A 14,248-nucleotide genomic window follows, 5' to 3' on the forward strand; every position below is an offset into this window, starting at 1 on the left:
GACGATATTATGAATAGCAAGGCAGTTCACACCCCTTTTGCAATGCTTGCCGACCGCATGCGCCACCGCGTTTATTTTACGGGTTGCTTGTGTGCCTGGATAGTGCTGCTCTTGGGTTGTGCTCCCAAAAAACCGGAGAAAAAACCCAGCATCCTGTATATCCTGGCGGATCAGTGGCGGGCCTCTGCCACGGGCTATGCGGGCGATCCTAATGTCCGGACGCCTCACCTGGATCAATTGGCAAAGCAAAGCATCAATTTCCAAAACGCCGTCTCGGTGATTCCCGTTTGCACCCCCTACCGTGCCTCCCTGATGACCGGGCGCTACCCCACCTCTACCGGTATGTTCTTAAACGACCTGCATCTCCCACTGACGGAATACGGATTGGGAGACGTTTTGGCAGACCGCGGCTATACCACCGCCTACATCGGAAAATGGCACCTGGATGGGCAGGGGCGGCATGCCTACATTCCTCCCGAAAGGCGCCGGGGTTTTGCCTATTGGAAAGCGGCTGAATGCGATCACGACTACAATCAATCCCACTATTACACCGGCAATTCCCCGGAAAAACAGTATTGGGAGGGATACGATGTCTATGCGCAGACTGCCGACGCGAAAGCCTACATTGCCGGGCAGCTGGAAAACGAGAAGCCTTTTGCGCTATTTCTTTCGTACGGGACCCCGCATTTTCCCCACCATACGGCGCCGGAGGAACTGCAGCAAAATTATCCGCCGGGGGAAATTATCCTTCCGGCAAATGTTCCGGAATCCATGGGGGAGCAGGTAAGAAAGGAAGCACAGGGCTATTACGCGCACTGCGAGGCCCTGGACCAAAGTATCGGTGATTTGCTGGCTTACCTGGATGCGTTGGGTATTCGAGAGGAAACGCTGATTGTCTTCACCTCCGATCATGGAGAGATGCTTGGTTCGCATGGCGTAAGACCAAAGGCCAAACAAGTGCCACTTGCGGAGTCCGCCCGGATTCCCTTCTTGCTTCATTACCCACCGCTACACGGTAAGTCGGGGCGGACGGTGCAAACCCCCATCACCACGCCGGATATTTTCCCGACACTGTTTGGTTTGCTCGACTTGCCTATTCCCGATACGTACGAAGGCGACGATCTTTCTTCGGTCCTTACCGAAAATTCTGAAATAGAAGGCCATGCCGTTCTCTACATGCAGTTGGCTCCCTGGGGAGTAGCAGGGCCCTATGGCAGGGAATACCGGGCGGTGAAAACTGCGCAATACACCTATGTTCGTTCCCTGGACGGCCCCTGGCTGTTGTTTAACGACCAAAAGGATCCCCTGCAACTAACGAACCTGATCGAGGAACCTGCCTACGAAGCAATCGTTAGCCAATTGGACGAAAAGCTAGAGGCACTATTGGGCAAACGGGGCGATGCCTTCCATCCGGCGCAATGGTACCTCGATCGCTGGCAATTAAAACCCGGAGCCCATGGAAGCATTCCCTACGACAAAGAAGGTACCGTTCCTCCTCAATCTCCGCAACTTCGTAAAGATGCTTCCTAAGTTTTTTACAGCGAAGAGCAGGCCTGGGGAAAATCTTTAGTATCTTAAGCGCCTTGAAAAAATTAGAACATCCATGAAAAAGATTCTACTACCGATTTTTGTTTTGTGTTACCTGTGCGTCTCTTGCCAAGAGGCTGAAGTGGCTCCACGACCCAATATCCTGTTCATTATGTCCGACGATCATTCCCAACGGGCCATCCATGCCTACGGTCAGGGTTTGCTGGACAAAGTGTATTTTCCAAATATGGATCGACTGGCCCGGGAGGGTGCGCTGTTCAAGCACAGTTTTGTAACCAACTCCATCTGTGCGCCCAGCCGGGCGGTATTGCTTACGGGTAAATACAGTCATCTGAATGGGAAGGTGGATAATGTGTTACCGTTTAACTGGGACCAACTGACGTATCCCAAATTGTTGCAGGAGGCAGGCTACGCAACGGCACTGATCGGAAAAATCCACCTGGCGGGAAAGCCTCAGGGATACGATTATTCCCTGACCCTGCCCGGACAGGGGAGCTATTACAATCCGGATTTTATCAAAAACGGAGAGGAAAAGGTATCCTTTGAAGGCCATTGCGAAGCGCTGATTCCGGAATTTGTCACGGAATGGCTCGATAAGGAATGGGATAAAACGAAGCCTTTTGCCATCAACTACCACACCAAAGCTCCTCACCGCAACTGGATGGCGGAAGAAAAGTACCTGGATTACCTGGAGGACGAGGAATTTGCCTTTCCTGAAAACTTTTTCGACGATTACGAAGGAAGGGGCACAGCGGCCCGGGAGCAGGAGATGGAAATCGTTGACAACATGTACTGGGGTTGGGACATGAAGTTTGAAGCCAACCCTTTCACCGGAGAACCCAGCAGGCTCGCCGCTCCTTTTGGACGGATGACCGAAGAGCAGATGGCCGCCTGGAATGCCGTTTACGGGCCCAAAAACGAAGCCTTCCTCCAGGAGAAGCCAAGCGGTGAAGCCCTTGCAAAATTCATGTATCACCGCTACCTGCGGGATTACCTCAAAGTAATCAAATCGGTGGACGATGGCATTGGGAAGGTATTGGATTACCTGGAAGCCAACGGTTTGCTAGACAATACGATTGTCGTGTATACCTCCGATCAGGGATTTTACCTTGGAGAACACGGCTGGTACGATAAGCGCTTCATGTACGAGCAATCGTTGAGTACGCCGCTGTTGGTGCGCTACCCCAGGGAAATCAAAGCCGGTACCGTTGTTGAAGACATGGTGGTCAACATAGATCACGCACCCACGCTGCTGGACTATGCTGGCGTGGAAAAACCGGCCGAAATGCAAGGAGCATCCTGGCGGGCCCTCGCAGCCGGGGAGGATGTTGCCTGGAGAGATGCCATGTATTATCATTACTACGAATATCCGGGCGCCCATAGCGTGAAACGGCACTATGGAGTTCGTACGGAACGCTACAAGTTGATCCATTTTTACCACGATATCGACGAATGGGAGATGTACGATCTGGAAGCCGATCCCAATGAAATGAACAGCGTCTACGGCGATCCGGATTACGCGGAAGTGCAACAGATGCTTCATACCCGATTGGAAGAACTACGGGAGCAATACGGGGATTCCGACGCCTTGAATCAGCAGTTTATCGAGCAAAGTCTTTCCAAAAACTAGTTAAGAACGATGAAACGTTGCAAGCCGGCTACCTGCCCATTTTCCGGAACAATGGGGTTTGTCCTGTTCCTTCTTGCCTCCGTTTGCGCCAGTTGTGGATCGCAGGAACGGGGCGAATTGGGGTTGGAATCTAAAAAACCGAACCTACTTTTTATTTTGACGGACGATCAGCGATGGGATGCGCTGGGTTTTGCCGGCAACGATATTATTCATACCCCCGAAATGGATGCATTGGCTGGCCAGGGATTGTATTTCGACAATGCTTTTGTGACCACCGCCATTTGTGCGGCCAGCAGGGCTTCGCTTTTTACCGGATTGTACGAGCGGACCCACGACTTTACTTTTGGAAAACCGCCTCTTCAGGAGGCCTACCTACGCCAGAGTTACCCATGGCTGCTAAAAAATGCCGGCTACCGTACTGGATTTATCGGAAAATTTGGGGTGAAGGTAAATCCAGGTATGGAGGATTCACTTTTCAACCAAATGGATAAAACATCCTGGCCCTACCTGAGGGAAGTGGAAGGAAAAGAGGTGCATCTGGCAGATATCAACGGGGATCGGGCGGTCGAGTTTATTCGAACAGCCGGGGAACAGCCGTTTTGTCTCTCCCTGTCCTTTTGGTCGCCCCATGCGGACGATGGCGCAGCGGAGCAGTACTTTTGGCCGGAATACGTGGATCATTTGTATCGGGAGGCCAGTATTCCGGTTCCGCCTACCGCCGACCCCTCCTTTTTTGATGGATTGCCCGAAGTTCTGCAACATACACTGAACCGGGAACGCTGGTATTGGCGCTACGATACCCCGGATAAATCTCAGGAAATGGTAAAGGGATATTACCGCATGATCAGTACGGTAGATGCCGTGCTTGGCAGAATCCGGCGCACTCTGGAGGAAGAGGGACTTGCCGATAACACGGTGATCGTCTTTATGGGAGACAACGGGTATTTTATGGGTGAAAGGGGCTATGCTGGAAAATGGCTCCTGCACGAGCCCTCTATTCGCGTGCCCCTGATGGTATACGATCCCCGGCAACCTGAAAACAACCGCGGGAAGCGGTACACGCAGCCGGTATTGAACGTGGATGTCACACCCACCCTCCTTTCCCTGGCGGGAGTGCAGATTCCGGATAGCTACGCCGGGCGCAGCCTGACGGAATTTTACACAGGCGCTCCTGAGGATTGGCGCAGGGGTGTTTTTCTAGAACATCGCCTGGAAAACAACCCAAAGCTACTCAAAACAGAAGGGTATCGGGACGAAGCGTATAAGTTTATACGGTACGATGACAGCGATTTGATCGAATTGTACCACCATAAAACCGACGTACACGAGGTCAATAACCTGGCCCTGGACGAAGCCTATGCCGAGCTAATCACCCAGTATTCGACCACCTGCGATTCCATTATCCAACAACTCATGCATAAACGTGTAATCAACCGATGATTGTCCTAACCAAAATTTTCCCTATCGCATCAATCTGGCGGGTTGTTGTGCCGGTATTATTTGTGGCAACAGTTGCCTGCCAACCGGGCAACGAAGGCATGGTACCAAATGTGGTGATTATTTATGCGGACGACATGGGCTACGGTGATCTTGCGGTTCAAAATCCCGACTCAAAGATTCCTACCCCTCATCTCGACCAACTGGCTTCCGAGGGGATGCGCTTTACCAATGCCCATAGTTCTTCCGGGATTTGTTCGCCGAGTCGCTACGCGCTGCTGGCCGGAACTTACCATTGGAGACGTCAACACGGGATAGTGGGTGCTTTCGGACCACCGTTTTTTAACGATGGAGACATCACCCTTCCACAGGTACTTCAGGAGCGGGGGTATGCTACCGCATGCATTGGGAAATGGCATTTGGGCTGGAACTGGACCTTTACGAATCCTCCTTCGGGGAAAGTTACCCAATGGGGGAGGGAGGTGTCCTTTTATCTGCCCGGCGATGTCAAATGGGACCAAGCCGTCTCGGGAGGCCCCACCGATAGGGGGTTTGCGTACTATTTTGGTGACGGCACCATCAACTTTCCTCCCTACGCCTGGATGGAAAACGACCGCTTGCTCGGGATGCCTACGGAAGTCATGGACATTCAGGATATTGGCTACGAAACCAAGGAAGGCAATTGGGAATTTCGGCCCGGCCCCAAGGTGCCCGGATGGAATCCCTACGAGGTACTGCCGACACTTGCGAAAAAGGCGGTGGAATGGATCGGTAGTCAGACTGTTGACAAGCCCTTTTTTCTTTATTTCCCACTGCCTTCGCCCCATGCACCGATTATTCCTAACGACGAGTTCGACGGGACCTCCCAGGCGGGTGCCTACGGCGATTTTGTGTACCAAACCGACTGGGTAGTCGGACAGGTGCTGCAAGCAATTCGTGAAAAGGGATGGGAAGAAAATACGATTGTCATCTTCACTTCAGATAATGGACCGGAACGGTACGCGTTCGACCGGGCGGAGAAATACGAACATTTCAGCATGGGGCCCTTGCGCGGATTGAAGCGGGATATCTGGGAAGGGGGGCACCGGGTTCCTTTTCTTATCAAGTGGCCGGGCAAGGTTCCCGCAGGGACGATTTCTGACAAATTGGTTTCCCAGATAGACATCATGGCAACCCTGGCGGATTTGACGCAAACCGTACTCCCCGAGGGAGCCGCGCCAGACAGTTACCATTTCTTGCCCGAATTGAGTGTTGATCCGCAGAGATTGCCCCAGCGAGAGTGGCTCATCCATAATACCATGGCCAACCGATGGGCAGTTCGAAAAGGGGATTGGTTGTACATCAACGATAGTACCGGCCAACATTCGGCAATGCCCGAATCTTTTTCAGATCTGCGTGGGTACGTACCTTTTGCTACAGCCGGACTGCTGTTTAATCTTTCGGCAGATCCCGAACAGCGGGTGAATCACTACGAGCAAAGGCCGGAATTGGTGGAAAGCATGGATCGCCTGATTTTGGAAGGCAAAGCTGGGGGATATTTGATAAAAGATGACTGAGCCCCCACAACGATATCCTTCCATGCCTCTCTTTTTGACGAAAGGTCAGGAGAAGTCACTTCCCTGCCAAATAGCAGCCAACTTCCCTGCCGGAAGCCGGAAAGATGGACCGGACTGTATTTGCCAGTGCGATGAACGATTACCTAGCAATCCGTAAAGAAAAAAAAATAACTATGCACATTTTTGTAAACGTTAGAAAACTGCTGTTGCCCTTGCTTGTGGTGGTTTCGTGCAGGCTTTCTGCACAGGAAGTGATCGTTTTCGATGACTGGAGGGATTTTGGCGCCATTCCATCTACCTGGAAGGAGGTAGGCGGGATTATGGCCGATTGGGAGCGGGAGGATTTTTTGTCGACGCTTCCGGGGACCGGAATTCTTATTAATCCACCGAAACCAGCTAACGGACCCCACCTGGTTTCAGACTTTGTTCACGGAGACCTGACCCTGGAACTGGAGTTTATGGTCCCCAAGGGCTCCAATTCCGGTGTATACCTTCAGGGACGGTACGAAATCCAGATTTTCGACAGCTGGGGGAAAGCCCATCCCAGCTCCGGTGATGCGGGGGGATCTACCAACGCTGGAACGAAGAGCAGCAGCGGGGATTTGAGGGAAAACCTCCCCGGACCAATGCCGCACGGGCTCCTGGCTTGTGGCAACAGTTAATAATTGATTTTGAAGCACCCCGGTTTGATGCGGCCGGGAACAAAGTGGCGAACGCAAAATTCAATCAGGTATTTTTAAACGGGGTTTTGGTACACGAAAATGTGGAGGTAACCGGACCTACGCGGTCGGCCATGTTTGACGACGAGCAACCGTTGGGACCCCTTATGATTCAAGGAGACCACGGTCCGGTGGCCATTCGGAACCTACGCTACCAACCTTTCGGAAAGCCGGCACCCAAAGTCCGGGATTTATCCTATGCCTACCACGAGGGCAAATTCTCCTCGGAGGCCGATTTCATGGGCGGTGTGCCCAAGGAAGCGAAAGACCTGCAGAAAATAACATGGGATCTCGGCCATGGGGTACTGGACTTTGCGTATGTCTATTCCGGGGTCCTGGAAATAGAAGAAGCCGGTGATTACACGTTTTCGCTGATGGCCTTCGGGAAGACCAGCCTGTATCTGGATGGAGAAAACATCGTTGCGGACGAAACACAATTTCCCGCGGACCCCCCGAGGAGTAGCACCCGGTACCTGCCTAAGGGACCGGTCTCGTTCAGGCTCGTTTTCTACAAAAATAATTATCCCGGCCGTAGCCCCCAGTTGGGGGTATTTGTGGAGGGACCGGGAATCCGGAAAAGCCCCTTGCACGATGCAAACTCCTACATTGCGCATCGGATTCAGAAGCCGGTGTACCTGGAACCGGTGCTGGAACCGTTACTCACACGTGGTTTTTTCGAGCATAGAGGAGTAAAAAAGCCCCATGCGGTGGCTGTAGGTGAACCCAGCGGAATTAGTTATGCCTACGATCTGGAGCAAGGAACACTTTTGAGCCTTTGGAGGGGCGAATACCTGGATACCTCTCCCATGTGGAGGCAGCGGGGGCAATCGCAGTTGATGCTTCCTCTCGGAGCAATGGTCAACCTGGCGGGTGCTCCCTGTATAGCTGCACTGGCTGCGGCAGATAGTCCCTGGCCCGATTCGCTGATGCGAGACCAACTGCAGATCCGGGGGTATGCACTAAACCGGGACAGGAGGCCTACGTTTAAGTACCTGCTTCATGGAGTTGCCGTGGAGGATTTTTTATACCCTGAAATGGATGGAAAACTCCTGACCCGGTCGATCCGGTACTCGAATCCCAAGAAGCGGCAGGACCTTTGGGCGCGCATTGTCTCGGCGGCTATGCTGACTGATATGGGTCAAGGTCTCTATTCGGTAAATCAGGGTCAGTTTTACATACGCCTGGCTGAGGAAACCCTTGGCAAGGCTGTCCTTCGTCAAACCGGATCCGGTCAGGAGTTACTTGTTTCTCTTTCCGCTGATTTGGACACAAATAGGCTGGTTTACAGTTATATCTGGTAAGCCGTAAGAATAAGGAATATAACGTCAATTGGTAGCTAAAAAATATATGAACATACGAGACAAAAGCGCGGGGAAATTGCATCGTCGGATAGGCCTTGGTTTACAAAAATTGCAGGTATACGGCTATTTTTTACTCGGAATGGTTTCACTGGATTTGTATGCCCAGCAAACGGCGGATACCCCTGAGCTCGCTGCGAAGGAAGCGGAATATTACAGCATGGTCGACATTCCCATTCCCGACGATATTGAGTTGGAAGTGGGCGGCATGACCCTCACGCCGACCGGAGGGCTGGGCATCGCCACCCGGCGAGGGGAAATCTGGCTGGTGGAAAACCCCTACATGACCGGCACGCGTATTCCCCGGTTTACCCGGTTTGCGGCCGGACTGCATGAACCCCTGGGGCTAACTTACCACCGGGGCAGCTTTTATGCGTCCCAACGCTCGGAGTTGACAAAAATGACCGATCGAAACGGAGACGGCCGGGCAGATGACTTCGAGACGGTAGTTTCCTGGCCTTTGTCAGGAAATTATCACGAATATTCCTACGGGCCTTTGTTTACGCCAGAAGGCGATATGTTGGTGGCCTTGAATTTGGCATGGATCGGTCACGGTGCCAGCCTGGCAAAATGGCGGGGCTGGATGCTTACGGTCTCGCCGGAGGGCACATTGATGCCCTTTGCTACCGGCATGCGATCGCCGGCAGGCATGGGCTATAATGCAGAAGGAGACCTTTTTTATTCGGAGAATCAAGGGGGTTGGGTGGGATCCGGCAGGATTACTCATGTTGAAAAAGGGGATTTTGTGGGGAATCCGGAAGGCTTGAAATGGACCTACCTGGCAGAATCGCCGGTATCCCTGAAGCCGGAGGATATTCCCGATACCGGACTACCCATGTCGAAAGTAGCGGCCGATATTCCCGGGTTTAAAACCCCCGCCGTATGGCTGCCGCACGGACTCATGGGCATTTCTACCTCGGACATTGTAACGGATAAAACAAATGGTGGCTTTGGCCCTTTTGGCGGGCAATTATTTGTAGGCGATCAGGGCCATAGTAAAATCGTTCGGGTGTATTTGGAAAAAGTAAATGGCGTGTACCAGGGAGTAGCCTTTCCGTTTCGGGAGGGATTTGCCTCCGGGGTTTTGCGCATGGTTTGGGGAACGGATGCCTCCTTGTTTGTGGGGATGACCAGCCGGGGCTGGAGTGCCACCGGAAAGGCTCCTTTTGGTCTGCAAAAACTATCGTGGACTGGGAAAATACCTTTTGAAATACAAATGGTACAGGCCCGGCCTGACGGGTTTGAACTGACATTTACGGAACCAGTAGCAGGAGCCGGAGCTGGGAATACAGCATCTTACAAATTATCGAGTTTTACGTACAAGTACCACCACAATTACGGAAGTCCTGTCATCGAATTGGAAGAGCTTGCCCTGAAGGCCGCGCTTGTCTCGGAGGACGGCATGCGTGTGCGATTGGTGGTGGACGGCCTGAAGAAGGGCTACATCCACGAAATCGACGCGGCAGGTGTTCGGTCCGCTTCGGGTCGTGATTTATTGCATACGGTCGGCTATTACACGCTGAACCAGATTCCGGAAGGTGAAAAAGTGGCTTTGTCTACCATCGATGCAACCTCCGCTAATCCTCATGCGGCCCATAGGCAATCGGCGGCTGCCCCCCGTTCGGACGAAATGCCTGACAGAGCGCCTGCACCCGTCACGGGCAAGCGAACGACGAAGATGCCCGATTCCTGGTCCGATGGACCGGATCAAACCCTTGTCATGGGGACGCTACCCGGTTTGAAATACGACCGGGAGCTTATCGAAGTAAAAGCAGGCAGTAAGGTGCAAATCACCTTCAATAACAACGACGATATGCTGCACAACCTGGTAATCGTTCAACCGGGTACAGCAATCGAAGTAGGGGAGTTGGCGTTGAAAATGGGCTTAGAGGGCTCTCAAAAAAATTACATCCCCGATTCCGAAAAGGTACTGTTCCACACGAATATCCTCTCTCCTGAAACTTCCGAGACCATTTATTTCGAAGCACCTGCTGTCCCAGGGGATTACATGTATGTCTGTACCTTTCCCGGGCATGCGTACGTGATGCAGGGGGTTTTTCGGGTCAGCAACTAAAAAAAGTCAAGGAATTGGATGAAACGTTGCCTATGGGGCGGTTCGTTCCAATTCTCCCCTGTTCCAATGAGAAGTCATCGCAGCTGCTTCGTAAGTGCTTTGTAGAAATTCCAGTAGCAGGGCTTCGGGATTCGCTGCCCGTTGTACATCGGCATATTTCAGTACAAACTCGCCCATTTCCGCACTGTAGAACGCTTCCTTTGGTAGGACTTTTTGTTCGCCAAATGAGGGTGCGGCCGGATAGGCATAGGAATAAAAGATCGGTTCCGGAAAATCGGCAGAACCGGGCCAGAAACCCGCACTACTGACTTCTTTGGAGTAGGCTTCCTGCATCACGTCTAGCGGCATATTCGGTGCTCCTCCGGGGTGTAGGGGAGCGGGTCTTCCGGAAAAGCGGGTAACGGCCAGGTCAAAAGCCCCCCAAAAAAGGTGTACGGGACTACATTTCCCGATAAAATCGCTGCGGAAAAGCGTGAACACCTGTTGCGCCTTACTCATGGCCTGCCACAGCTTCTGCGCTGCCTCGGGTTCGTAAGATTTATTAACGGTATTTTCTTGGAACGGAATGGCGGTTTCCAGCTCGTTCGGGCTGCCGTGAATCGCCACCTCTATGCTCCGTTGTACCAGTTTTTCGAACAATTCCGCGTAAAAATCCGCGACGGTCATGGGACGCAGGTCCATCCGCAGTGTCTCGCCGTGCGCGCAGGCGATGAGAAGGCGATGCTGCCGAAAATCGAAATCAATCTGAAAATACCCACCCCGATAAGGGATGGCCTGGGTACTAAAGCCATGTGGGCTTAGGTAGAGCGTGCTGTGCCAGGAATGGTTTTGCCAAGGCATGGTTCGCAGGCGGATTTTTCCAACAATTTGAATCCACTGATGCAAGGTTTCCAGGGTATCCTTTATTTCCGTGAAGTGCAGGTTGGGCCAGGGTACGGCGGGTTTGGATGCTTCCATGAGGTTGGCTTTTTTCGTTGATTGCTCGCAATTCGAAATCGTGGCGATTGCACGAAATTGCCTGGAACTTCCCTTTACGCTTTCTTATTCAGGGAATAGCTCAAAGCGCCAGAGGGGCAGGCGGAAACCTGCGCCTTGAGCGCCTCCGTGCTGGCGTTTTCAATGGCAATCCAGGGACTGGCTTTTGGGTTGTACACTTGAGGAAGTGTTTTTACACAGATTCCGGCGTGTTTGCACAAATTAGGTTTCCAGTGGATCGTGATGTCTTCGTTCGAATAGTCTTTCATGATGAGGTATGGTTTAAGGCAAAGATGAGTTCTTTTTTGAGTAGTGTATATTGATCCGGATTCATAAAACCCCGCTTTTTTAGGTTTTGATCGACCAACGTAAACCGACCGGACCCTGCATATAGGTGCCTGGCGGCCTTCAATCGCTGGTGCCTTCACCGGCTTTTTGGATCTTTCGGCATATCGTTAACCCCAGTTGAATATAGCGTTAAAAGACAACAGATCCAAGCTGCGGTCAAAGGTGGGTTAAATGAATATTTGATGCCTGCTTACACGCCTGGTAAAGCCACTCCTTTTCCGCCCTCAAAAAATGCATGGGTGCACCATCGTTTTCCGCATTGCAGCAAACCGGAATCCCGGCTGCTCGCGATTATCTACGCTTTTCGCGCGGTGGATGTAACGACCGTTTCCACTTCAGGCTCGTGGATGCTGCCAAACAGAAAAGCTGGATTTGATAAAAAGAAAGTCAGGCAAGAGAACGGGATTTTCACATCGAATCCAGCGGCTGAGGAATGGTACATGAAAAGTCGCATCGCCGTTTTTTAGGGATGGCAGGCAAAGCAGATCTTTCCCGGAACCTGATTTTTTATATAAATGGAAAGGGCTTTACGTAGATTGATAAAGAATTTATAGTTGGATTAATTCTAAATACTGCCACAAAAGAAACGCTACAGTCCGTTTGATAACCATAGCGTTTACCTATTCTCAGGCGGTTGCAAATTGATTGCAGCCAAATCCGGCGCCTGTAATAAATTCTATTGACTTGGTATTCTGGTCAATAGGGCGCCCATCGTTCAAAACCGGAATGATGAAATCCGGATCCATTTTGGACTCCAGGTGACTTAGTTTATTGCACTCACCGTAATTTTCCTTGTTGGCAACTACCGGCGCCGTTGGCTCCCAATGGTTGCAATTCGAACAAACTTTTTCCATAGCTTTTTACTTTTTGTTTACATACAAATGACTTTTTATCTAAGGATTTGTTTCCCATCCTGTATATAAATTTCTAGTTTGTAATTAAACTAAATTAAAACCACCGATCATGCAATCGTAAAAAGGCGCGTGATGGAACTATGGAACGGGTCTGGAACCCTGTTTTGCCATGTAAACGACTCGGTCTAAACGAAGAAGGAACACCTTTGGCTCCTGGTGGCCCGATACCCAATGTCGGTGCACGGATGGTCCGGCTTTGGTACACCGCATGGCATGCTCACAGGGGTAACAAAATTAATAGTCTAATCCATGAAGGCTGTAAAATCGTATCCCGCTGTTTTGTCGACGAGCAGCAGGAGAAAATCGCTGCCCCAGCCATTTGCCCAGGGGGTAAAGCGGTGAGCTCTGTCGGTTTTTAGGTCTCCAATCACCTTCACACGGCCATTTCTGGGATTGAACCAGTAGGCACTGAGGGTATCTGCCTGCAATTGGGGTAAATCCAGATGTAAAGGCAACCCGGTAGGCGTGTAAGCCAGCAGTAAGTCGCCGGTTTCCGTTCGGGCGAGCAGTTGGTGGGAAGGGTTTTCCGGATTGCTTCCCAACAGCAGGCGTTGATCCAGCTGGAGTTCCTGCCAGGGTAAGGCTGACAAGATGTTTTTCAAGTACCCCATGTGTGTGGAGCCCGGAAGATCCAATGCCTGCCGCCAACCGGTGCGGGCATTGAGTGTCGGCTCGCGTTTGCTGCTGTACATCTGCCAGATATCGTTGCAGCCGTAGGTGTAGCCGGCGGCTCCCGATAGCATGCTCCAGTACCCGGCGATTCGCACATCGGCATCGTCCAGCCAGCCATAATCCTTGTCTTCCCAGAACCGATCGCGAATATTTTCGTAGCGGGGCTCCCCATTGATCACCGGCCGGGTGGGGCTCAGGTCTCGCGCGTCCAACACAAATTGGTAGTCCTTTGTCAGCCGGCTATGCCCGCTTTGAAACATATCCAGGTCCAGCCAGGCATCTTCGCGAAAGAAGTCCGTCGCTTTCTTTCCTCCGACTGGATGAAAGGTCAGCAGGTGGTGTTGGTCATAGGCCCGGATGCCCCGAGCCATTGCGCGAATGATTTTGTAATGAGTTTCGTTCTCCATGGCCCGGTCTCCACCCAGAATCCACACCAGGTTGCTGTGGCGATGGTAGCGTTTGGCCAGTAATTCCCCGTAGGCGGCTGCATTCTCCGGGGTGAAGATTTCTGGTCCCAGGCCCCACCGTCGGTTAAACTTATCTCCCCAGGTGGGCAGAAGTCCCACATATAGCCCCAGCTCCGAAGCCTTTTCCACCAGGTAATCTACGTGTTCAAAATAAGCTTCGTTCAGCTTTTCGGGGTTGTTGTCGATCAATGGGGTAGCTCCCTGCGCATTGGGACTGTTCAATCCATCCAGTTCGGCGAGGATTACGGTTTGGATAAGGGTAAACCCCTTATTGGCCCGGTCTTGTAGGTACTGGTCGATTTCTGCTTTGTCCAGGCGGTGGAGCAATTCCCAGGCCGTATCTCCCAACCAGAAAAAGGGCTGCCCGTCTTCCGTTACCAGGTACCGTTGGTTATCGGAGACTTTCAGCAAGGGTAGCTTTTGTGCGCCGCTGACCTGTGTCAGGAGAAGTAATGAGAGAAGTAGGGGGAGAGTTTTCATTCGATATATCGGTTCGGTTGGATAAGGTCAATCAATACTTTAGACGGTCAAACCAGTGGCTTTTTTGCGG

The 14,248-nt window shown here is 51.9% G+C and carries 10 protein-coding genes and 1 pseudogene; 7 read left to right on the forward strand and 4 right to left on the reverse strand.

Annotated features, from left to right (window positions below; genetic code table 11):
• Positions 1-9 precede the first annotated feature (9 nt).
• The 7 genes and pseudogenes from ABWH99_RS09830 (at position 10) to ABWH99_RS09860 (ending at position 10,322) form a co-directional block, all read left to right on the forward strand.
• A complete protein-coding gene (locus ABWH99_RS09830; protein ID WP_375586102.1) occupies positions 10-1,530 on the forward strand; it encodes a sulfatase in 1,521 nt (506 codons plus the stop codon).
• 73 nt (positions 1,531-1,603) lie between these two features.
• A complete protein-coding gene (locus tag ABWH99_RS09835; protein ID WP_375586103.1) occupies positions 1,604-3,178 on the forward strand; it encodes a sulfatase in 1,575 nt (524 codons plus the stop codon).
• Between the two features lie 9 nt (positions 3,179-3,187).
• Positions 3,188-4,618 (forward strand): sulfatase, encoded by a 1,431-nt coding sequence (locus ABWH99_RS09840; protein ID WP_375586104.1) that lies wholly within the window; start codon positions 3,188-3,190, stop codon positions 4,616-4,618.
• Positions 4,615-6,171 carry an arylsulfatase gene (locus tag ABWH99_RS09845; protein ID WP_375586105.1) on the forward strand — a complete coding sequence of 519 codons (1,557 nt, stop codon included), beginning with the start codon at positions 4,615-4,617 and terminating at the stop codon, positions 6,169-6,171. Before ABWH99_RS09840 ends, ABWH99_RS09845 begins: the two co-directional genes overlap by 4 nt.
• Positions 6,172-6,491: 320 nt before the next feature.
• Positions 6,492-6,982 (forward strand): annotated as a pseudogene (locus tag ABWH99_RS09850) (DUF1080 domain-containing protein); the annotation flags it as partial.
• 147 nt (positions 6,983-7,129) lie between these two features.
• Positions 7,130-8,191 (forward strand): PA14 domain-containing protein, encoded by a 1,062-nt coding sequence (locus tag ABWH99_RS09855; protein WP_375586564.1) that lies wholly within the window; start codon positions 7,130-7,132, stop codon positions 8,189-8,191.
• Positions 8,192-8,237: 46 nt separating this feature from the next.
• Positions 8,238-10,322: a plastocyanin/azurin family copper-binding protein gene (locus ABWH99_RS09860; RefSeq protein WP_375586106.1), complete on the forward strand. Its 2,085-nt coding sequence runs from the start codon at positions 8,238-8,240 to the stop codon at positions 10,320-10,322.
• Positions 10,323-10,352: 30 nt separating this feature from the next.
• Here ABWH99_RS09860 and ABWH99_RS09865 read toward each other — a convergent pair whose 3' ends face one another.
• From ABWH99_RS09865 to ABWH99_RS09880, 4 genes are all read right to left on the reverse strand, one after another.
• A complete protein-coding gene (locus ABWH99_RS09865; RefSeq protein ID WP_375586107.1) occupies positions 10,353-11,279 on the reverse strand; it encodes a DUF5996 family protein in 927 nt (308 codons plus the stop codon).
• A gap of 74 nt (positions 11,280-11,353) precedes the next feature.
• Entirely contained in the window at positions 11,354-11,566 is a 213-nt protein-coding gene (locus tag ABWH99_RS09870; protein ID WP_092168146.1) for a (4Fe-4S)-binding protein, read from the reverse strand.
• A gap of 705 nt (positions 11,567-12,271) precedes the next feature.
• Positions 12,272-12,499 (reverse strand): hypothetical protein, encoded by a 228-nt coding sequence (locus tag ABWH99_RS09875; RefSeq protein ID WP_375586108.1) that lies wholly within the window; start codon positions 12,497-12,499, stop codon positions 12,272-12,274.
• 302 nt (positions 12,500-12,801) lie between these two features.
• Positions 12,802-14,178 (reverse strand): DUF4038 domain-containing protein, encoded by a 1,377-nt coding sequence (locus ABWH99_RS09880; RefSeq protein ID WP_375586109.1) that lies wholly within the window; start codon positions 14,176-14,178, stop codon positions 12,802-12,804.
• Between the last annotated feature and the right edge of the window lie 70 nt (positions 14,179-14,248).

Origin of the sequence: Cyclobacterium xiamenense, from assembly GCF_042140265.1 — a bacterium.
GTDB lineage: Bacteria > Bacteroidota > Bacteroidia > Cytophagales > Cyclobacteriaceae > Cyclobacterium > Cyclobacterium xiamenense_A.